Origin of the sequence: Microbacterium ulmi, assembly GCF_011759705.1 — a bacterium.
In the GTDB taxonomy this organism is placed as follows: Bacteria; Actinomycetota; Actinomycetes; order Actinomycetales; family Microbacteriaceae; genus Microbacterium; species Microbacterium ulmi.
In genome coordinates, this window is record NZ_JAAOZF010000001.1 from 1920634 (window position 1) to 1940689 (window position 20056).

Consider the following 20056-nt stretch of genomic DNA (forward strand, 5'->3'; position numbering starts at 1 on the left):
GGCCCGTCGCCCAGCACGCGATCACGACACGGGGGTGCCGGCCGGGTCCGATCGGTCGCGCGCGAGGGCCTCGAGTCCGGCGACGATCCGCTCGACTCCGAACCGCAGGGCGCCCTCGCGGCCGCCGTCGGCGGCGTCGGCGAACGCGGCGGCCGTCTGCGGATAGCTCGACGATCGCTCAGCGAACACCGGCGCGAGCGCGGCGGCGAGGTCGTGCTCGGGTGTCGATGCGAATGCCTGCTGGCGCACGATCGAGATCGCCTGACCCGACAGCAGCGCGAGCGCGTCGAGCTTCTCGCCCCCGGTGAGCGGCAGTCCTGCCAGCGTGTGAAGGCCCGCCTCGAACCACGCGAGCTCGCACGGGCCGGGTGGATGCGGCCGCTGCACGAGCTCGACCGACCACGGCCGTGCGAGATATCGCTCGTAGACGAGCCGTGCCCACGCCGCCAATGAGGTCTGCCAGTCACCGGCGACCGGATCCGGCGGCTGGCCGAGTGCTCGGTCGAGCATCACGGCATCGAGCTCGGCGCGGCCGGGCACGTACCGGTAGAGAGCCATCTTCGTGGTGCCGAGTCGCTCCGCGACGGCATGCATGGTGACCGCATCGAGGCCTTGCTCGTCGGCGAGGGCGATCCCGGCGTCGGCGATCTCGTCGAGGGTGAACCGGGGCCTGGGCCCGCGCTTCGTCGTCTGCGTCCTGTTCCACAGCAGCGACATCACGCCCTCGAACGAGGCCGGGGGATCGGCATCCGCGCTCTCGGTCGTCATTGCGGCTCCCGTCGAATCAATTGCGTCCAGCGTACGCGGTATGTATTGTGTCCAACAGACGCAATTAATTCGGCAAAGGAGCAACTGAGCATGTCCGCAGTGAAGATCCTCATCTCGGGGGCGAGCATCGCCGGCCCCGCCCTCGCGCGCTGGCTGGGGCGCAACGGGTTCGATGTGACGGTCGTCGAGAAGTCGGCGGCCGTGCGTGCCGGCGGCCAGGCCGTCGACTTCAAGGGACGCACGCACAAGGACGTGCTGACACGCATGGGGGTCCTCGACGACGTCCATGCCGCTCAGACCTCGAAGACCGACTGGCGGCTCGTCGACGAGGCAGATCGTGTCAAGGCCGTGATGCCGGGCGAGTTCATCGGGGGCGACATCGAGATCCTGCGGGGAGACCTGGCCGCCATTCTGCACCGGCACAGCGCCGCCGACGTCGAGTACGTGTTCGGCGACGAGATCGTCTCTCTCCACGACTCGCCGCGCGGAGTCGACGTCGAGTTCGCCCACCGCACGACCGAGCGCTTCGACCTCGTGATCGGTGCCGACGGTGTGCACTCGGCGGTGCGCAGGCTCGCCTTCGGACCCGAGCAGCAGTACGTCCAGCCGAGCGGCCACTACTACGCGGTCGCGAGCGGGGCGGTCCCACTCGACGGGCTCGAGACGCAGCTGCCCGACGGTCGCGGCGTCGCCTACGCCTACAGCGCACCCGGACGACTCGCGGTGGTGGGCGGCCAGAAGGCGCCGAGCCTCTTCGTGTTCCAGGCCGGCAGCGCCGACTACGACCGGCACGACACGGCCTCTCAGCTGACGTTCCTCCGACGAGGTTTCGCGGGCGTGGGCTGGCGCGTGCCCGCCATGCTCGACGCGGCGCACGAGGCATCCGACTTCTACCTCGACGCTCTGACCCGCACGCGCATGCGATCCTTCACGCGAGGACGGGTGGCACTCGTCGGAGACGCCGGCTACGCCAACACGCTCGGCGGCTTCGGCACGGGGCTCGCGCTGGTCGGCGCGTACGTGCTCGCCGGTGAGCTCGTCGCGGCACGCGGGGATCACGCGGCGGCGCTCGCAGCGTACGACCGGCGGATGGTCAAGCCGACGAGGATCGCCCGCTCCGGAAGCGCGGGATCCTTCCTCGCGCCGCCGTCGGAGATGCGGATCAGGCTGCGGGACTGGACCTTCGCCAACCGCGCGGTGCTGCGGACCATGATGTGGATGACCGACGCCTTCGCGACCGACGACGCGATCCCCGACTACCGCCTGCGCTGAGCGGGCCTGGGAACGCAGCCGACCATCGGCCCGCGGTTGGCACGTGCAGAACTCCACACGATTCGGCGTCCGCCCCCGCGATGCCCACGGAAACCCGGGGGAGCAGGTGGGTGCCGGGTGCAGATCTGTGGAGTTCTGCACGCCCACCGTGCGGCAAACCCCGCCGGCTCAGCCCCCGAGCGCCTCCCGGATCGCGGCGGCCGACTGAGAAAGCCGCTCCGCGATCGAGGCGGCGTCTGCCGGCCCCGCGACGTGCACGACGGCGATCGCCGCGGGGCGGTGCGTGCGCAGCCCCAGCGGCACCGACACCGCCTGCACGGTCGGGATGACCTCGTCGTGGCTCGTGGCGTACCCGCGCTCGGCCGCCTGCGCGATCTCGGCGCGCAGCCTCTCCGGCATCGCGGCCGGCCAGTCCGACTCGGGAAGCCGTGACAGGATCGCCTTGCTCGGCGCGCCCACGAGGATCGAGTGCCGCGCTCCGGGTCGCTGCGCGACCGACGCGACCGTGTGGCGAGGCTCGACGCTCGCGAGCGTGATGCATTCGTCGCGGTCGAGCACTGCGAGGAAGCACGTCATGCCAAGGTCGTTCGCGACGGCGGTCAGCTCGGGGAGGGCCTCGGCCTGCAGATCGTGCGCGACGCCCGCCGCGAGCGCCGCCAATCGCGGACCCAGCTGCACATGCCCGGCCGCGTCGCGCGCGACGACCCCGTGGTGCTCGAGAGTGCGCACGAGCCGGTAGGCGATCGAGCGGTGCACGCCGAGTCGTCCCGCGAGCTCGTCTATCGAGAGGGGCCCGCGTTCGTCGGCGAGGATCTCGAGGATCCGGATGCCGCGACTGAGCGTCTGGGACGCCGGCCCCTCTCGGTTCGATCCGCTCATGCCGTCTCCTGTTCTTCGGCGTTCTTCGGCCTGGTCGACTTCGCCCGTCTCACCGCGCCGATCGACCGTCATTCGCGTGATCTCGGCCCGCATCGATCGGCCACCGGAGCGCGCCTGCGCGAGCGATTGCGCCGCGGCGCGCGTTTCGTATACGATCTGTTCAATAGTAGAACTGCTCGTTCGAAAATAGAACACAGCGAGCGCACCGACAAGACCTCGACGATGAGGAGAATCCGATGCAGTTCCACCACCACGGCTACGTCTCGGCCGACCCGCGCCTGCAGCCCGCCGCGGGCACGGGGATCGACCGCCCCGCCGACGTGCCGGACGAGGTCGACGTGCTCATCGTCGGGTCGGGGCCGGCCGGGATGCTGCTCGCGGCCCAGCTCTCGCAGTACCCCAGCATCACGACGCGCCTCGTGGAGCGCCGGGAGGGACGGCTCGAGCTGGGGCAGGCCGACGGCATCCAGCCCCGCAGCGTCGAGACGTTCCAGGCGTTCGGGTTCGCGGAGCGCATCGTCGCCGAGGCGTACAACATCGCGTACATGAACTTCTGGGGGCCCGATCCCGAGAACCCCGCGAACATCGTCCGCACGGCCCGCACCGACGACTACGGGCTCAAGATCAGCGAGTTCCCGCACCTCATCGTCAACCAGGCGCGCGTGCTCGACTACTTCGCCGAGGCGGCCGCTCTCGGGCCCGCGCGCATCGTGCCGGACTACGGCGTCGAGTTCCTCGGCCTCACGGTGCACGAGGAGGGCGAGCATCCCGTCGAGGTGCGTCTGCGCGACAAGACGGGGCAGGAGCGCACCGTCCGCGCGAGGTACGTCGCGGGCTGCGACGGCGCGCGCAGCCGCGTGCGCGAGGCGATCGGCCGCGTGCACGTCGGCGGCGTCTCGCTGCACGCGTGGGGCGTCATGGACGTCCTGGTCGAGACCGACTTCCCCGACTGGCGCACCAAGTGCGCCATCAACGCGCGCGCAGGCAACATCCTGCACATCCCGCGCGAGGGCGGCTACCTGTCGCGCATCTACGTCGATCTCGGCGCCGTCGCGGAGGACGACGATCACCGCGTGCGCCGGACTCCGATCGAGGAGGTCATCCGGCGCGCGAACGAGATCCTGCATCCGTACACGATCGACGTGAAGCAGGTCGCGTGGAGCAGCGTCTACGAGGTCGGGCACCGCGTGACCGACGGGTTCGACGACGTCCCCGAGGGCTCGGACCGGACGCCCCGCGTCTTCCTCACGGGCGACGCGTGCCACACCCACAGCGCGAAGGCCGGCCAGGGCATGAACGTCTCGATGCAGGACGGCTTCAACCTCGGCTGGAAGCTCGGATCGGTGCTCACGGGTCTCGCTCCCGCGTCGCTCCTCGCTACCTACGCTGCCGAGCGGCGGCCCGTCGCCCAGCAGCTCATCGACTTCGACAAGGAGTGGTCCTCGCTCATGGCGCGCAAGCCCGAGGAGATCTCCGACCCGCTCGAGCTCGCGAACTACTACCTCGGGACAGCCGAGTTCCCCTCCGGGTTCATGACGCAGTACGGCCCGTCGGCGATCGTGGCGGATGCCGCGCACCAGGCGCTCGCCGAGGGATTCCCGCTCGGCAAGCGCTTCAAGAGCTCCGAGGTCGTGCTGGTCGCGGACGGCAATGCCGTGCACCTGGGGCACCACGCGAAGGCCGACGGGCGCTGGCGCCTCTACGCCTTCGCGGACGCGCCCGCGGCGGGAGCGGCATCCGCTCTCGCGGACTGGGCCGAGTGGCTCGCGACGGCGCCGGACTCGCCCGTGCTGCGGCACACGCCGATGGATGCCGACCTCGACGCCGTCTTCGACGTCAAGGTCGTCTATCAGCAGCGGTACGAGGACGTCGACGTCGCGAAGGTGCCCGGGATCTTCCGCCCGAGGAGCGGACCGCTCGGGCTGACGGACTGGGAGAAGGTCTTCGCGGCGGGGATCAGCACCTGGACGAGCACCGACGTCTTCGACGAGCGCGGGCTCTCGCGCGACGGCGTCGTGGTCGCCGTACGGCCCGACCAGTACGTCGCCGCCGTCCTGCCGCTCTCGGCCACGGAGGAGCTCTCGTCCTTCTTCGCGCAGAGCATGGTCCCTGCGCGAGCCTCCGTCACCGCCTGACCCTCTCCCGTTCCCGGGCGACGGCGCCCGGGGCCCGGGGAGGGCGGCGGCGGGGGCGCGGCGCGGTCAGGAGTTCACCCGGATGATCTCCTGCTGATAGGGGGCGACGACGGCGGTCGAGACGCGGCAGTCGAGGAGGAGGAAGGGACGGGATGCCGCGTCCTCCGCCGCCCACGATGCGAGGCGGTCGAGGTCGGCGAGCGTCCGCACGACGACCCCTTCCGCCCCCACTGCGCGCGCGAGGCCTGCGAAATCGACCTCGGGGATCATCATCGGCTCGCGGGCGACGCCCTTGACACCGTAGAGGTTCACCTCTGCGCCGTACGCACCGTCGTTCCACACGACGGCGAGGCCGTGGCCGCCGGCGACCCGCACGGCCGACTCGAGGTCGGCGAGGGCCATGAGGCCACCGCCGTCACCGGTCGTGAGCACGACCGTCGCCGACGGCCTGGCGAGGGCGGCGCCGGCCACCGACGGCAGCCCCAGGCCGATCGACTGGTACGCCGTGCCCACCATGAGCATGCGGTCGGGGGAGGCGACCGGCCAGTACATGTTCGCCCACCCGATGAAGTGTCCGCCGTCCGAGACGACGACCCGGTCGTCGGGCAGGAGCGAGCCGATGCGCGCGGCGACCGAGCGCGGGTCGAGCCGCCCGTCGTCGGCGAACTCCGGCGCCGCATCGTATGCCCGCAGCGGCATGAGATCGACGGACTCGCGCCATCCGCTCGGCCCGGCGCCCATCGCGGCGAGCTCTTCGACGAGGGCCGAGGCGACGACCCGCGCATCGCCCCGCACGAACCCGCCGACGTGCGGATGCGTCGCGGCGGGCGCCACGTCGACCTGCACGATGCGTGCGCCGGGGGCGAAGAGGTCGCCGAACCGCATCGTGAACTGATTGAGGGATGCCCCGAACACGACGGCGACGTCGGCCCGGCGCACGAGCTCCATCGCGCCGTCCGCACCGAACCCTCCGGTCACCCCGAGGTCGAACTCGGTGCGGGGGAAGATCCCGCGGCCGAGCGCGGTCGACGCCGTGATCGCGCCCGTCGCGTCCGCGAGCGCTCCGAGCGCATCGCCTGCGCCCGCGATCCACGCCCCGCGCCCCGCGAGCAGGAACGGGCGCTCGGCGGAGGCCAGCTCGCGCGCGAGCGACGACACGGCCGCGGCGGCGAAGGGGCCGCGCGGCTCGACGGGACCCGGCAGCACGGGATCCGGCGCGGCGGGGACGGGTCCCGCCTCGAGCGTCGCGACGTCGTACGGGATCGCGAGCACGGTCGGCACTCGGTAGGCGAGGGCGTGCTCGATCGCGATGACGGTCGTGGCCGCGGCATCCGTCCGTCCCACCGTGTACGTCCGCGCTCCGACCGCCGAGGCGAGCGCGATCTGGTCGACGTCCCACGGGCGCGGCCCGGACGTCGGCTCGTCGCCGACGACGAGGACGAGCGGCGAGTGCGCCTGGACGGCCTCTGCGAGGGCGGTCAGGGTGTTCGTGAACCCGGCGCCGTACGTCGTGGTCGCGGCCGCGAGCCCGCCGGACGCACGATGATAGGCGTCGGCCGCGACGACGGCGCCCGCTTCGTGCCTGGCGGCCGTGTAGGTCGCGGACGTCTGGCGTTCGAGGGCGTCGAGGAACCAGGCGTTGCCGTTGCCCATCACCCCGAAGACGTGGTCGATGTGGGCGGCGAGGGCAACGGCGACGTGCGCGGAGACGGTGGGCATGGGAAGACCTCACGAGACGGGGACGGATGCGGAAGCCGTATGTGTCTCGCGCGCCGAGGCCTCATCGCCGAGGCGGCTGCGTGCCCATTTTTCGAGCACCGGCGGCGGTGCCGCCGGACGTTCCGAGTATACGGGGCGCTCGCGCGCGGGCAGGATCGCCCACGGACCCGATCGCGGGGTCGTGCCCGCGCCGGGTCGTGATCGCGGGTCGTGCCCGCGCTGCTCGTGAACGTACGGTCGTGCCCGCTTCGGTCGGTGACCGCCCGGTCGCGACGGTCCAGCGCGATGCGGACGAGCGCTACGCGGCCCAGTCGCCGAGTGCGCCCTCGAGCGCCCCGAGCGCGGCGTCGATGAGCGACCACCTGTCCTCGTCGGGGCAGCCGCGCTCGACCCAGCGCAGACAGGCGGCGTCGAGGAAGCCGAAGTACCCCCATAGGGCGTACTCGTGCCGCGCCTGAGTCTGCGCCGCGAGCAGCGAGCGCAGCCGCTCGACGTACTCGCGGCGGGTCTCGCTGCGGATGCCGGCGACCGCGGCGGGCTCGCTGCCGGGCGTCGTGAGCGGCATCGCCCAGGCGACGGGGTGGTGGGCGATGTGGTCGAGATAGACGAGCGTCGTCTCGCGGAGCCGATCTCGCACGGGCACCCCGGCGGGAAGCGCCGCCAGGGCCGCCGCCTGACGTCGGAGCAGATCGCGGATCGCGACCCGGACGAGCTCCGAGTACAGGTCCTCCTTGCCCGCGAAGTAGCGGTAGAGGAGGGCGTCGGACGCGCCCGCCCGCGCGGCGATCGACGAGACGGAGACATCCTCGTAGGGACTCTCCGCGAACGCGTCGGCGGCGGCATCCAGGATCGCCGACCGGCGCGCATCGGGGTCGAGGCGTCTCCGGGGCTGACGGTCGATGCGAGCCATGTGGCCATCCTACCGTTACTGAACTACGCTCACTAGTGCTAGTGAGTGCGATTCAATAGGAGGTCCCGTGGGCTGGCAGGAGAATGCGATCTGGTGGCACGTGTACCCGCTGGGCTTCTGCGGCGCCCCGATCCGCGATGTCGACGCGACGCCCGCCCCTCGCATCCGGCGGCTGCTCGGCTGGCTCGACTACGCCGTCGAGCTCGGCGCCTCCGGGCTGCTGCTCGGGCCCGTGTCCGCCTCGCGGACGCACGGCTATGACGTCGTCGACCCCTTCCGCATCGACCCGCGTCTCGGCGACGAGCGCGACCTCGACGACCTCGTCGTCGCGTGCAGGGCACGCGGACTGCGCCTCGTGCTCGACGGCGTGTTCAGCCACGTCGACGCCGGGCATCCGGACCTCCTGCGCACCCTCGGCGACGGCGCGGCCGACCGCGATGCCGGCATCTTCGACATCGACTGGGATGCACCGGGCGGGCCTGCGCCCCGCGTGTTCGAGGGACACGCGTCCCTCGCTCGCCTCGATCATGCCGACCCACGGACCGCCGACCATGCGGTGCGCGTCATGACGCACTGGCTCGACCGGGGCGTCGACGGCTGGCGGCTCGACGCGGCCTACTCGATCGACCCGGCGTTCTGGGCGCGAGTGCTGCCGCGCGTGCGCGCGACGCATCCCGACGCATGGTTCCTCGGAGAGGTCATCCACGGCGACTACTCGGCGTTCGTGGACTCGTCCGGCGTGGACTCCGTCACGCAGTACGAGCTGTGGAAGGCCATCTGGTCGAGCCTGCGGGACGGCAACCTCTTCGAGCTCGACTGGGCGCTGCGCCGTCACAACGGGTTCCTCCAGCGCTTCACGCCGAACACGTTCGTCGGGAACCACGACGTCACCCGCATCGCGACCACCCTCGGGCCCGACGGCGCCGTCACGGCGCTCGCGATCCTCATGACGGTGGGCGGCATCCCCTCGATCTATGCGGGCGACGAGCAGGCGTTCACGGGCATCAAGGAGCATCGGCTCGGGGGCGACGACGCGATCCGTCCGTCCTTCCCCGACACCCCGGCCGGGCTCGCCCCGTGGGGGCGGCGCGTCCATCGCGCGCACCAGGACCTCATCGGACTGCGGCGCCGTCACCCGTGGCTCGCGACCGCGACGACGCAGACCCTGAGCCTTGCCGGCACGCGCTACGCCTATAGGGCGCAGGCGGCGCACGGCGGGCCGTTCCTCGACGTCGCGATCGACCTCGACCGCGCGCCCGCTGTCACGATCGCGGATGCCGCGGGCGAGGTGCTCTGGCCGCGCTCGTGAGCGGCCCGGCGCAGCGCGTCGGGCAGGGTCAGCCGGTCCCGCTGGTCGCATCGCGACGGGTCAGCCGGCCCGGCGCAGCGCGTCGCGCCCCACCCGCCCGGCCCCGCGGCCGCGGCCGCGGTCCACCCGGCCGGCGCGAGCCCGTCAGCCCACGTCGCGGATGAACTCGTCGAGCGGCGTGCCGTAGTTGATGCGGATGACCGGCAGCGCCAGCTTGTCGGTGCCGGGCTTCACATAGCCCCAGTCGATCGTCCGGGCCATCGTGAACCCCGCCTGGGCGACGCCCTGCTTCGAGCGGTCGTCGTAGTGGCCGAACGGATAGGCGATGACCTGCGCGACCCCGAGCACGCGCGCGGACTCGCTCAGGTCGGCGGCGATCTCGTCGGGGGAGAGGTTGACCATCTGCCCCTTGCCGTTCGCTCCGGCCTTGTGCATGTCGTGCGTGTGCGAGCGGCGCTGCACGTACATGTTCGGCGGCGGGTCCTGCCGGTAGGCCGTGATCATGAACGACGTCGACAGGATGTGGTGGCTCGCGACGATCGGGGCGCCGAGGTCGAACCAGGTCTGGTCGGCGTCGTCGTCGGTCACCACGACGGACCGCTTCGGCAGCGCGACGCGCCCGTCGATGAAGCCCTCGAGCTCGTCCCACGTGGGCAGGTAGAACTGCTGTGCCTCGAGGTACGCCATCTGCGCCTCGACGTCGCCGACGTACGCAAAGTTGCCGCGGAGCCACCCCGACTCGCCCTCGGGCCTGACCGTGAACTGGTGGTACATGAGGATCGGCACCTGCACGCCGGCAGCGGCGAACGCGTCGGGGGTCGTCCATGCGGCGTGCAGCGTGATCTGCTGATCCGCGCAGGCGACGACGTCGGCGCCGTTGATGCGCGTGGCGTCGGCGTAGGCGGCGGCATCCGCATCCGTGGGATACCACCCCCCGAAGACGAAGCCGTCCCGCCGGGGGAGGGGAAGGTCGCGGTAGAGCACGCCCTGGGTCTGCCGCACGACGCTCATCGCGATGCCTTCGCCGGCGAACGTCACGGCGCACGCGTTCGGGTCGCCCGAGTCCTTCAGCAGCCGCTGCGCCTCGGTCAGCGGAGTCGGAGTCGGAGTCGGTGTCGGGGCAGGCGTCGGCGCCTGCGTCGCCGTGGGGGATGCCGCGGCCGCCGGCTGCCCCGCGATCGCGAGTCGCGCGACGAGCACGGGCGTCGCGATGGCGAGCGCGAGCACGACGGCCCCGCTCGCGATGAGCGCCGTGCGTCGGCGACCCGTGCGCGCGTCGCGCGCCCCTCGGCGCGTGCCGGACTGTTCCATCGTCGCCCCCAGTCGAGCGCCGCCATCTCCCCAGACGCGGCGTCAGTCACCGCGAGCCTAGCCCCCTGCGGCACGGCGACCGCTCCGGCGTCCACAGTCCTGTGCACAGCGAGACTCCGGGGCGGACAGCCCCTGAACCTGCGTCCGTGGTCCGCCGCTCAGGCCGCGGGCCGTCGCCCGCCGCTCGCGAGGGTCACGCCGATGACCTACGCGCCGTCGTCGCTGGAGAGGAAGGCGCTGGATGCCGCGAGCGCGTCCGCTTCGGCGGCGCCTGGCAGGACCGCCATGGCGTGTGTCGTCTCCTCGACCAGACAACAGTGTCCGGCAATAGGTTGTACCCGTGCCGACCCCCTCGGATCCGAAGCCCCGCCGCAACCGCGGCCCCGCCGCAGGCCCCGACAATCGGCGAGCCCTCATCGTCGCCGCGCGAGAGGTGTACGCGCAGTCGGGGCTGAGCGCGCCGTTCAGCGCCATCGCGAAGCGTGCGGGCGTCGGCCAGGGCTCGCTCTACCGGCACTTCCCCGACCGCACGGCGCTCGCCGTCGCCGTCTTCGACGAGAACATCGCCGAGCTCGAGGCGTTCACGGCGCCGGTGGAGCGCACGCTCGACGACCTGCTCGACCGCGTCGCCGATCAGGCGATGGTCTCGACGGCGCTCATCACGCTCCTCGGCGGCGACCCGCACGACGCCCGCGTGCGCTCCATCGGCCGGCGGTACCGGGCCGTCGTCGAGCGTCTCGTCGACCGTGAGCGTGCGGCCGGGCATCTCGCGGCATCCGTCTCGGCGGAGGACGTCCTGCTCGCGACCGCGATGCTCGCGGGGGCGATCTCGCGCAGCGACCCGGTCGAACGAGCCGTGGTGGCGACGCGTGCGCGTGCCCTCTTCCGTGCCGCCTTCGCCGCGGGCACCGAGCCGCGGGCCTGACGCTAGAGCCTCGTCCATGCCTCCGTCAGCACGCTGCGGAGGATCTGCTCGATCTCGGCGAACTCCGTCGGCCCCGTCGTGAGCGGTGGCGCGAGCTGGATGACCGGGTCGCCGCGGTCGTCGGCGCGGCAGTACAGACCCGCGTCGAAGAGCGCCTTCGAGAGGAAGCCGCGCAGCATGCGCTCCGACTCGTCCGCCGTGAACGTCGCCCTCGTCGCCTTGTCCTTGACGAGCTCGACGCCGAAGAAGTACCCGTCGCCGCGCACATCCCCCACGATCGGCAGGTCGAGCAGCTGCTCGAGCGTCGCGCGGAAGGCGGGTGAGTTCTCGCGGACGCGCTCGTTGAGCCGCTCCTCCTCGAACACGTCGAGGTTCTCGAGCGCGACGGCCGCCGAGACGGGATGCCCCGCCCACGTGTAGCCGTGCGGGAACGTCGTCTGACCGTGGGAGAACGGCTCGTGGATCCGATCGCTCACGATCGTCGCCCCCAGCGGCGCGTATCCGCTCGTCATGGCCTTCGCGCACGTGATCATGTCGGGGACATAGCCGTACGCGTCGCACGCGAACCACTCCCCGATGCGTCCGAAGGCGCAGATGACCTCGTCGCTGACGAGGAGCACGTCGTGCCGGTCGCAGATCTCGCGCACCCGCTGGAAATAGCCGGGCGGCGGCGGGAAGCATCCTCCCGAGTTCTGCACGGGCTCCAGGAACACGGCCGCGACCGTCTCGGGCCCCTCGAAGACGATCATCTCCTCGATGCGGTCCGCCGCCCACAGCCCGAACTGCTCGATCGAGCCGTCGAAGCCCATCTCGTGGGCGCGGTAGTAGTTCGTGTTCGGCACCCGGAAGCCGCCCGGCGTGACGGGCTCGAACATCTCCTTCATGGCGGGAAGCCCCGTGATCGCGAGGGCGCCCTGCGATGTGCCGTGATAGGCGATCGCGCGCGAGATGACCTTGTGCTTGCGGTGTCGTCCGACCAGCTTCCAGTACTGCTTGGCGAGCTTGAACGCCGTCTCGACGGCCTCGCCCCCGCCTGTAGAGAAGAAGACGCGGTTGAGGTCTCCCGGGGCGTAGGCGGCGAGCCGCTCGGCGAGCTCGATCGCGGCGGGGTGCGCGTACGACCAGATCGGGAAGAACGCGAGCTTCTCGGCCTGCCGCGCGCCGGCCTCGGCCAGACGACGCCTGCCGTGCCCCGCGTTGACGACGAACAGACCCGAGAGGCCGTCGATGTAGCGCTTCCCCGCGGCATCCCAGATGTGGTGCCCCTCGCCTCGCACGATGATCGGGATGCCGGGTCCCTCCGTCATCGCCGACTGGCGAGCGAAGTGCATCCACAGGTGATCGCGGGCCTTCGCCTGGAGCGCGGCCTCGTCGATCGGGGTCTCGGTCGTCATGTGTGCACCTCCCTGCGCCCGACGATACCGGCGCGCCGCGGGCGGCGCGGGTCAGGCGGCCGCGGGGACCGGATCGCGCAGGAGCTCGCCGAAGGCGGCCTCGGCCGCTCCGATCAGCAGGCGATCCTCCGCGAGGGCCGCCGAGCGGATGGCGAGCGCCTCGGCGTTCGCGAACATCGCCTGCGACCGGACCGCCTCCGTCAGACCGTCGAGGTCCTGCTCGGCGATCATCGCGAGGAACCCGCCGAGGACGATGACGGACGGATTGAGCACGTTGACGGCGTTCGTGAGGGCGGTGGTGAGGATGCGGCGCTGCCGCGCGACCTCCTCGACGACGTCGGGAGCCGTCGACGCACGCAGCGCCGCGGCGAGCGTCGGCTCGTCGGCGTTCGTGAGGCCCAGCGCCGCGAGCAGGCGAACGCGGCTCACCTCGTCCTCGAGCACGCCGTTGCCCGCGCGCCTGTCCGCGGCCGCCGCGATGCCCGGACGGTTCTGCCCGAACTCGCCCGCGTAGCCGCCCGCGCCCAGGACGGGTCGTCCGTCGATCACGAGGCCTCCGCCGATGCCGCTTGCGCCTCCGTTGAGATAGACGATGTCGTCGATGCCCTGCGCCGCGCCGAAGAGGTGCTCGGCGTGCGCGCCCATGCTCGCGTCGTTGCCGACGACGGTCGGAAGACCCGTGGCCTGCTCGAGCAGGTCGCGGATCGCGGCATCCGTCCATCTGAGATGCGGGGCGTTGCGCACGAGTCCGTCGGACGCCCGCACGAGCCCCGGCACCGCGACCCCGGTCGCGACGATGCGCGTGCCGGCGAGGGGACTGCGTCGCCACTGCTCGATCTGATCCGCGACGAGCGCCGCCGTCTCGTCTGGCGCGAGGAGGTGGTTCAGCTCGAGGCGCGCGCGGGCGGGGATCGCGCGATCGAGGCCGACCGCGGCGATCGTGAGGGCGTCGACCTCGGGGTTGATCGCGATCGCGACCACGTGCGAGTCCGCCGAGACGACGGGGGAGGGGCGTCCGACTCGGCGGCTGGGGTCGGGGGCGCGCTCCTCGACGAGGTGGGCGGCGGCGAGCTCCGACACGAGGTCGCCGATCGTGGAACGATTGAGGCCCGTGGCCTCCGTCAGAGCAGCGCGGGAGAGCGGGCCCTCCAGATGCACGATGCGCAGGACGCGCGCCAGGTTGCGCTGCCGGACTCCTTCGATCGCACCGATGCCATCTGCCATCCGACCACCCTACGAGATCAGATCGTGACCTCCCACATATTTGTTGGGCTTGACCACCAATCTGTGGGGATTTAGGGTGAAGGTGTCCACATCACTTTCGACACATTGGTCGAAACTTTCGAGAGGTTCGAAGATGAACACACGCAGCACCATGCGTGCCGTCGCGGGAATCGCCGCGGCGGGACTCGCGGTAGGCGCACTCGCCGGCTGTGCCGCCGGCGACCAGGGCGGAGACGCCGACAGTGGCGATGTCACCATCACCTGGTGGCACAACGGCACCGGCGAGCCCCTGAAGTCGTTCTGGGAGGACGTCGCCAAGGAGTTCGAGGGCGACCACCCCGGCGTGCAGGTCAAGGTGGAGGCCTTCCAGAACGAAGACCTCCAGCGCACGCTCATCCCCAACGCCCTGCAGGCCGGCGGCGACGCCGCACCCGACCTGTTCATGGTCTGGGCCGAGGGCGAGATCAAGTCTCAGGTCGAGGCGGGCTACCTGAAGGACCTCAGCGGCCTGACGGACGTCGTCGACAGCGTCGGCGGTGCCGGCACCGGCTGGAACGTCGACGGCAAGCAGTACGGCATTCCCTTCCGGTACGGGATCGAAGGCCTCTGGTACAACCAGGAGCTGTTCGACCAGGCGGGCATCACCGACAACCCGGCGACCTTCGACGAGCTCACGGCTGACGTCAACAAGCTCAGCGAGGCGGGCGTGGCGCCGATCGGCGTCGGCGCCGGCGACGGCTGGCCCGCGGCTCACTGGTGGTACCAGTTCGCGATCAAGACCTGCTCGCCCGAGTCGCTCAAGGAGGCCGCCGACACCCTCACGTTCGACGACCCCTGCTTCGTCAAGGCCGGCGAGAACCTGAAGACGTGGATGGACGGCTTCTCCGGCGACCTCCCGTTCCAGTCGAACCCGACGAGCACGCCCGCGCAGAGCGTGCCGAACAGCTCGGCCGGCCTGCTGGCCTCCGGTGCGACCGGCATGGAGCTCATGGGCACGTGGCACCGCGGTGAGGTCGCGAAGCTCGTCCCGGGCGCTCCGGCCGACAACCCGCCGGCTCCCGAGTGGCTCAAGTGGATGCCGGTTCCCGACATCGAGGGCGCCGAGGGCGCTCCCGGTGCCGCGCTCGGCTCGGGTGACGCGTGGGGCGTCTACAAGGACGCTCCCGACGCGACGCTCGACCTGCTCGAATACGTCATGAGCCCCGACGTGCAGAAGCGCTTCGCTGCGACCGGCGAGATCCCGACGGTGAAGGGTGCCGAGGCCGGCATCACCGACCCCGTGCTCAAGCAGATCGCCGAAGGCACGCAGAACGCGAGCGTCGTCGTGACGTGGCTGGACACGCAGTACGGTCCGGTCATCGGCAAGGCCATGAACGACGCCATCGTCAACCTGATGTTCGGCGACGGCACGCCTCAGTCGGTCCCCGATGCGATGAACGCGGCTGCAGCCACCCTGTAACGCCTCATGACAGTCATCAACAACACCGGGCCCGCGGTCGTTTCCGCGGGCCCGGGCCCCTTGCCCCGCAGGAAGGCGCCGAGGGCCGCCTTCATCCGCCGGTGGAGCGAGATCGCCCTGTTCGCGGGCCCCGCTGTGCTGGTCTACCTCGCCTTCGTTCTGCTCCCTGTCGTTCTGGCAGCGTTCTACAGCTTCTTCAACTGGAGCGGGCTCGGACCTCTGGACCGCTTCATCGGCTTCGACAACTACGTCCGGCTCCTCGCCGACCCGGTGTTCCACCGCTCGATCGGCAACAACTTCTTCATCGTCATCGCGTCGCTCCTCATCCAGGGCCCCCTGGCGATCCTCGTCGCGCTTCTGATGAACCGGCCCCTGCGCTTCCGCGGGCTGCTGCGCGCGCTCATCTTCGTCCCCTACGTCCTCAGCGAGGTCACCGCAGGCCTCGCGTTCCAGATCATGCTCCAGTCGGTTCCCCCGCAGCGGTATGGCCCGATCGACACGTGGCTGCGCATGCTCGGTGTCGAGAACCCTCCGGCCTGGCTCGCGGATCCGAACGTCGTGATGTGGACGCTGTTCGGCATCCTCACCTGGAAGTACCTGGGTCTCGCGATCATCCTGATGCTCGCGGGTCTGGCCGGCGTGCCCGAGGAGCTGAACGAGGCCGCCGCTCTCGACGGCGCCAACTGGTGGCAGACGCAGTGGTACATCACCGTGCCGCTGCTGGGCCCCACCATCCGCATCTGGGCATTCCTCTCGATCATCGGATCGCTCCAGCTGTTCGACATGGTGTGGATCGTGACCGGCGGCGGGCCTCTGCAGGCCTCGTCGACGATGGCGGTCTACATGGTCCAGAACGGACTGAACGTCTCTCAGATCGGGTACGGCAGTGCTGTCGCCGTCGTCCTGTTCATCATCTCCCTCGTCATCGCCCTGGTGTATCAGCGCTTCGCGCTGCGACGCGATCTGCAGGGCTCTCTCACCAGCGGGGTGCGCTGACATGACCACGACTGCCATTCGCGCACCCAAGATGCGCCGCGCGGGGACCTCCCGCATCAACTGGAGCCAACCGATCGTCTATCTCGTGGCGCTCGTCATCGCGGCGCTGGCGGTGGGACCCGTCCTGTACGTGATCGTCGCCGGCTTCCGATCGAATCCGGACTTCTTCGCCGACCCTGCCGGCCTGCCCAACCCGTGGCTCGCCGACAACTACATCCGAGTCCTGTCGGACTCGCGGTTCTGGCGTCAGGTTCTTGCGAGCACCGTCACGGCACTCGGCACGACCATCGGGGTCATGCTCCTGGGCGTCATGGCCGCATTCGTCATCGCGCGCTACGACTTCAAGGGCCGCGGGTTCCTCTACGCCCTGTTCACGACGGGCCTGCTGTTCCCGCTGACGATCTCGATCCTGCCGTTGACGGTCCTGCTGCGACAGATGAACCTGTTCGGCACGTGGTGGGGCCTCATCATCCCCCAGGTGGCGTTCGCGCTGCCGACGACGATCATCATCCTCGTCCCGTTCCTCCGGGCCATCCCGGCCGAGCTGGAGGACGCGGCGGTCGTCGACGGAACGAGCCGGATCGGCTTCTTCTGGCGCATCATGCTGCCGCTGTCGATGCCCGGGCTCATGACGGTCGGGGTGCTCGCCTTCATCGGCAGCTGGAACGCCTACCTGCTGCCGCTGTTCGTGCTGCAGGCCGGCGGTGCCGGGCCCGACAACTACACGCTGCCGCTCGGCGTGCAGTTCTACTCGACGGCCTACGGGCAGGACACGACCGGCGTGCTCGCCTACACGTCCCTCGCGATGCTCCCGGCGATCCTCTTCTTCACACTCGCAGAGAAGCGCATCGTCGGCGGCCTGCAGGGGGCTGTGAAGGGATGACCTTGTCTGACACCGTGATCACCGAACCCTGGCGCGACGCCGCTCTGCCGACGGCAGAGCGCGTCGAGGCCCTCGTCGGCGCGCTCACTCTCGAAGAGAAGATCGCGCAGCTCTACGGCATCTGGATCGCCGCGTCGAACGACGGCGCCGAGGTCGCCCCGAACCAGAACGAGATGACGGAGGACATCGACCTCGATGTCTTCCTGCCGCTCGGGCTCGGGCAGCTGACGCGCACGTACGGCACGATCCCCGTCGACCCCGCGGCCGGCGCCGTGTCGCTCCTGCGCACGCAGCAGCGCATCGTCGCCGAGTCGCGGCTGGGCATCCCGGCCCTCGCTCACGAGGAGTGCCTCGCGGGCTTCGCCGCGTGGGGCGCGACCGCGTATCCCGTGCCCCTGTCGTGGGGGGCCTCGTGGTCGCCCGAGATCGTCGAGCGGGTCGGCGCGCAGATCGGCGCCGACATGCGCAAGATGGGCGTGCACCAGGGCCTGGCCCCCGTGCTCGACGTCGTGCGCGACGCCCGCTGGGGCCGCGTCGAGGAGACGATCGGCGAGGACCCGTACCTCGTCGGCACGACCGCGACGGCCTACATCAAGGGCCTCGAGTCCGCTGGCATCGTCGCGACGCTCAAGCACTTCGCGGGGTACTCGACCTCGAAGGCGGGCCGCAACCTCGCGCCCGTCTCGATCGGCCCCCGCGAGCTCGCCGACGTCATCCTGCCGCCGTTCGAGATGGCGATCCGCGAGAGCGGCGTGCGCAGCGTCATGAACTCGTACACCGACATCGACGGTGTGCCGTCCGCCGCCGACGAGTCGCTGCTGACGGGGCTCCTCCGCGACACGTGGGGCTTCGACGGCACGGTCGTGGCCGACTACTTCGCGATCGCGTTCCTGCTCACGCAGCACGGCGTCGCCGAGGACTGGACGGATGCCGCGCACCAGGCGCTGCAGGCCGGCATCGACGTCGAGCTCCCCGGCCGCAAGACCTTCGGCCCAGGACTCGTCGCCGCCGTGCGCGACGGCGTCGTGCCCGAGGCGCTCGTCGACCGGGCTCTGCGCCGCGTGCTCTCGCAGAAGATCGAGCTCGGTCTCCTCGACGGAGACGCGGGCTTCGTGCCGGACGTGCTCGCGGGCGACGAGACGGCGTCCGCCGACGACGTGCGTGGCACGGTCGACCTCGACCCCGCAGAGAACCGGGCGCTCGCGCGCGAGCTCGCGGAGCGGGCGATCGTCCTGCTGAGCAACGACGGCACGCTGCCGCTGAACGCCCCCCGGCGCATCGCGCTCGTGGGGCCCAACGGGGACGACCCGTTCGCCGTGCTCGGCTGCTACTCGTTCCCCCTGCACGTCGGGATCCACCACCCCGACTTCGGCGCGGGCATCGTCCTGCCGACGCTGCTCGAGTCGCTGCGCGAGGAGTTCCCCGACGCCGAGATCACCTACGTGCAGGGCACGAGCGTCGACGGCGGCGAGCGGGACTTCGCCGAGGCCCTCGCATCCGTGCAGGGTGCGGATGTCGCGATCGTCGCCCTCGGCGACCGTGCGGGCCTGTTCGGCCGCGGCACGAGCGGCGAGGGCTGCGACGCTTCCGACCTCTCGCTCCCGGGTGCTCAGCAGCAGCTGCTCGACGCGGTCATCGCGACCGGCATCCCGACCGTTGCGACGCTCCTTGCCGGCCGTCCCTACGCGCTGGGCTCCGCCGCGACCGAGGCGGCGGCGATCGTCGAGGCGTTCTTCGCGGGCGAAGAGGGCACTCCGGCGGTCGCAGGCGTCCTGTCGGGACGCATCAACCCGAGCGGCCGCCTCCCCGTGAGCGTGCCGTCGAACCCGGGCGCTCAGCCCTCGACGTACCTCGCCCCGCCGCTCGCGCGCAAGACGGGCGTGTCGAACATCGACACGACCCCCGCGTTCGCGTTCGGTCACGGTGTCGGCTACACGACCTTCTCGTGGACGGATGCCGCGGCAGACGCCGGGGAGATCGCCGTCGACGGCTCGGTCACGGTGTCGCTGACGGTCCGCAACACGGGCGACCGCGCAGGCGCGGAGGTCGTGCAGCTGTACGTGAACGACCCGGTCGCCTCGACGGTCCGGCCCGTGCAGCGGCTCGTGTCGTATGCGCGCCTCGAGCTCGAGCCCGGCGAGGGCGCGAAGGTGTCCTTCCGTGTTCCTGCCGACCTCACGAGCTTCACGTCGCGCGACGGCCGCCGCATCGTCGAGCCCGGAGACATCGTCTTCGGCCTGGGCCGATCGAGCGCCGACATCGTGAGCGCACAGGTCGTGCGACTCACGGGCTCCGAGCGGCAGGTCGACCACACGCGAGAGCTCCACGCGTCCGTCACGGTGCTGCCCGACGCCTGACGACGGATGACGAACGCCCCTTCGCCGATGGCGAGGGGGCGTTCGTCTGTGCTCGTCGGACCGGGTGCCGGCGTGGCGGTCGGGCCCCGGCATCCGTTCCCGGTGTGTGTGGGGACTGGCTGCCTGGTGGACACGCCCGGGGCGGGACGCCTCGTCCCGGCGTGTCGGGTCTTGTCCCAGTCGTGGGTGCCGGCCTGGTCGGGTCTCGGCACCTGTTTCCGGTGTGTGTGGGGACTGGCTGCCTGGTGGACACGCCGGGGTGGCGTGCCTCGTCCCGGCGTGTCGGGGTTCGTCCCAGTCCTGGGTGCCGGCCTGGTTGGGCCTCGGCATCCGTTCCCGGTGCGTGTGGGGACTGGCTGCCTGGTGGACACGCCGGGGTGGGGTGCCTCGTCCCGGCGGGTCGGGTCTTGTCCCGGTCGTGGGTGCCGGCCTGGTTGGGCCTCGGCATCCGTTCCCGGTGCGTGTGGGGACTGGCTGCCTGGTGGACACGCCGGGGTGGGGTGCCTCGTCCCGGC

At 71.1% G+C, this 20056-nt stretch carries 15 protein-coding genes; 8 read left to right on the forward strand and 7 right to left on the reverse strand.

Translation table 11 applies throughout. The features are described 5' to 3' along the window. Nucleotides 1-21: 21 nt before the first annotated feature. Nucleotides 22-768, reverse strand: coding sequence for a TetR/AcrR family transcriptional regulator (locus FHS08_RS09130; RefSeq protein WP_208382248.1), 747 nt, complete (start codon nucleotides 766-768; stop codon nucleotides 22-24). Nucleotides 769-858: 90 nt separating this feature from the next. Here FHS08_RS09130 and FHS08_RS09135 point away from each other — a divergent pair, with 90 nt between their 5' ends. Beyond that, entirely contained in the window at nucleotides 859-2040 is a 1182-nt protein-coding gene (locus FHS08_RS09135) for an FAD-dependent monooxygenase (RefSeq protein ID WP_167038235.1), read from the forward strand. Nucleotides 2041-2208: 168 nt separating this feature from the next. On the opposite strand, the gene FHS08_RS09140 is transcribed toward FHS08_RS09135, so the two are convergent. Further along, nucleotides 2209-2919 carry an IclR family transcriptional regulator gene (locus FHS08_RS09140; RefSeq protein WP_167038237.1) on the reverse strand — a complete coding sequence of 237 codons (711 nt, stop codon included), beginning with the start codon at nucleotides 2917-2919 and terminating at the stop codon, nucleotides 2209-2211. A gap of 236 nt (nucleotides 2920-3155) precedes the next feature. Between FHS08_RS09140 and FHS08_RS09145 the strand changes: the two genes are divergently transcribed. Beyond that, nucleotides 3156-5054, forward strand: coding sequence for an FAD-dependent monooxygenase (locus FHS08_RS09145; RefSeq protein WP_167038239.1), 1899 nt, complete (start codon nucleotides 3156-3158; stop codon nucleotides 5052-5054). A 66-nt stretch (nucleotides 5055-5120) separates the two neighbouring features. On the opposite strand, the gene FHS08_RS09150 is transcribed toward FHS08_RS09145, so the two are convergent. After that, on the reverse strand, nucleotides 5121-6773 hold the full coding sequence (locus FHS08_RS09150; protein ID WP_167038241.1) for a thiamine pyrophosphate-binding protein: 1653 nt from the start codon (nucleotides 6771-6773) through the stop codon (nucleotides 5121-5123). A 298-nt stretch (nucleotides 6774-7071) separates the two neighbouring features. Then, nucleotides 7072-7683 carry a TetR/AcrR family transcriptional regulator gene (locus tag FHS08_RS09155; protein ID WP_167038243.1) on the reverse strand — a complete coding sequence of 204 codons (612 nt, stop codon included), beginning with the start codon at nucleotides 7681-7683 and terminating at the stop codon, nucleotides 7072-7074. A 67-nt stretch (nucleotides 7684-7750) separates the two neighbouring features. Between FHS08_RS09155 and FHS08_RS09160 the strand changes: the two genes are divergently transcribed. Continuing rightward, on the forward strand, nucleotides 7751-8992 hold the full coding sequence (locus FHS08_RS09160; RefSeq protein ID WP_167038245.1) for an alpha-amylase family glycosyl hydrolase: 1242 nt from the start codon (nucleotides 7751-7753) through the stop codon (nucleotides 8990-8992). A gap of 144 nt (nucleotides 8993-9136) precedes the next feature. Here the strand turns inward: FHS08_RS09160 and FHS08_RS09165 are convergent, their stop codons facing one another. Further along, on the reverse strand, nucleotides 9137-10303 hold the full coding sequence (locus FHS08_RS09165; protein ID WP_167038247.1) for a polysaccharide deacetylase family protein: 1167 nt from the start codon (nucleotides 10301-10303) through the stop codon (nucleotides 9137-9139). A gap of 340 nt (nucleotides 10304-10643) precedes the next feature. On the opposite strand from FHS08_RS09165, the gene FHS08_RS09170 reads away from it, so the two are divergent. After that, nucleotides 10644-11228 carry a TetR family transcriptional regulator gene (locus FHS08_RS09170; protein ID WP_167038249.1) on the forward strand — a complete coding sequence of 195 codons (585 nt, stop codon included), beginning with the start codon at nucleotides 10644-10646 and terminating at the stop codon, nucleotides 11226-11228. A gap of 2 nt (nucleotides 11229-11230) precedes the next feature. On the opposite strand, the gene FHS08_RS09175 is transcribed toward FHS08_RS09170, so the two are convergent. Both FHS08_RS09175 and FHS08_RS09180 read right to left on the reverse strand, forming a co-directional pair. After that, on the reverse strand, nucleotides 11231-12622 hold the full coding sequence (locus FHS08_RS09175; protein ID WP_167038251.1) for an aspartate aminotransferase family protein: 1392 nt from the start codon (nucleotides 12620-12622) through the stop codon (nucleotides 11231-11233). Between the two features lie 51 nt (nucleotides 12623-12673). Continuing rightward, complete coding sequence (locus FHS08_RS09180) at nucleotides 12674-13846, reverse strand: ROK family transcriptional regulator (RefSeq protein WP_167038253.1); 1173 nt, start codon at nucleotides 13844-13846, stop codon at nucleotides 12674-12676. Nucleotides 13847-13979: 133 nt separating this feature from the next. Between FHS08_RS09180 and FHS08_RS09185 the strand changes: the two genes are divergently transcribed. Genes FHS08_RS09185 through FHS08_RS09200 form a run of 4 tightly spaced genes read left to right on the forward strand, consistent with a single transcriptional unit; the run spans nucleotide 13980 to nucleotide 19541 of the window. After that, on the forward strand, nucleotides 13980-15305 hold the full coding sequence (locus FHS08_RS09185) for an ABC transporter substrate-binding protein (RefSeq protein WP_167038255.1): 1326 nt from the start codon (nucleotides 13980-13982) through the stop codon (nucleotides 15303-15305). 6 nt (nucleotides 15306-15311) lie between these two features. Then, complete coding sequence (locus FHS08_RS09190) at nucleotides 15312-16301, forward strand: carbohydrate ABC transporter permease (RefSeq protein ID WP_167038257.1); 990 nt, start codon at nucleotides 15312-15314, stop codon at nucleotides 16299-16301. A gap of 1 nt (nucleotide 16302) precedes the next feature. After that, complete coding sequence (locus tag FHS08_RS09195) at nucleotides 16303-17184, forward strand: carbohydrate ABC transporter permease (protein WP_167038259.1); 882 nt, start codon at nucleotides 16303-16305, stop codon at nucleotides 17182-17184. Then, a complete protein-coding gene (locus tag FHS08_RS09200; protein ID WP_167038261.1) occupies nucleotides 17181-19541 on the forward strand; it encodes a beta-xylosidase/alpha-l-arabinosidase in 2361 nt (786 codons plus the stop codon). The genes FHS08_RS09195 and FHS08_RS09200 overlap by 4 nt, the downstream gene beginning before the upstream one ends. The last annotated feature ends 515 nt before the right edge of the window (nucleotides 19542-20056 follow it).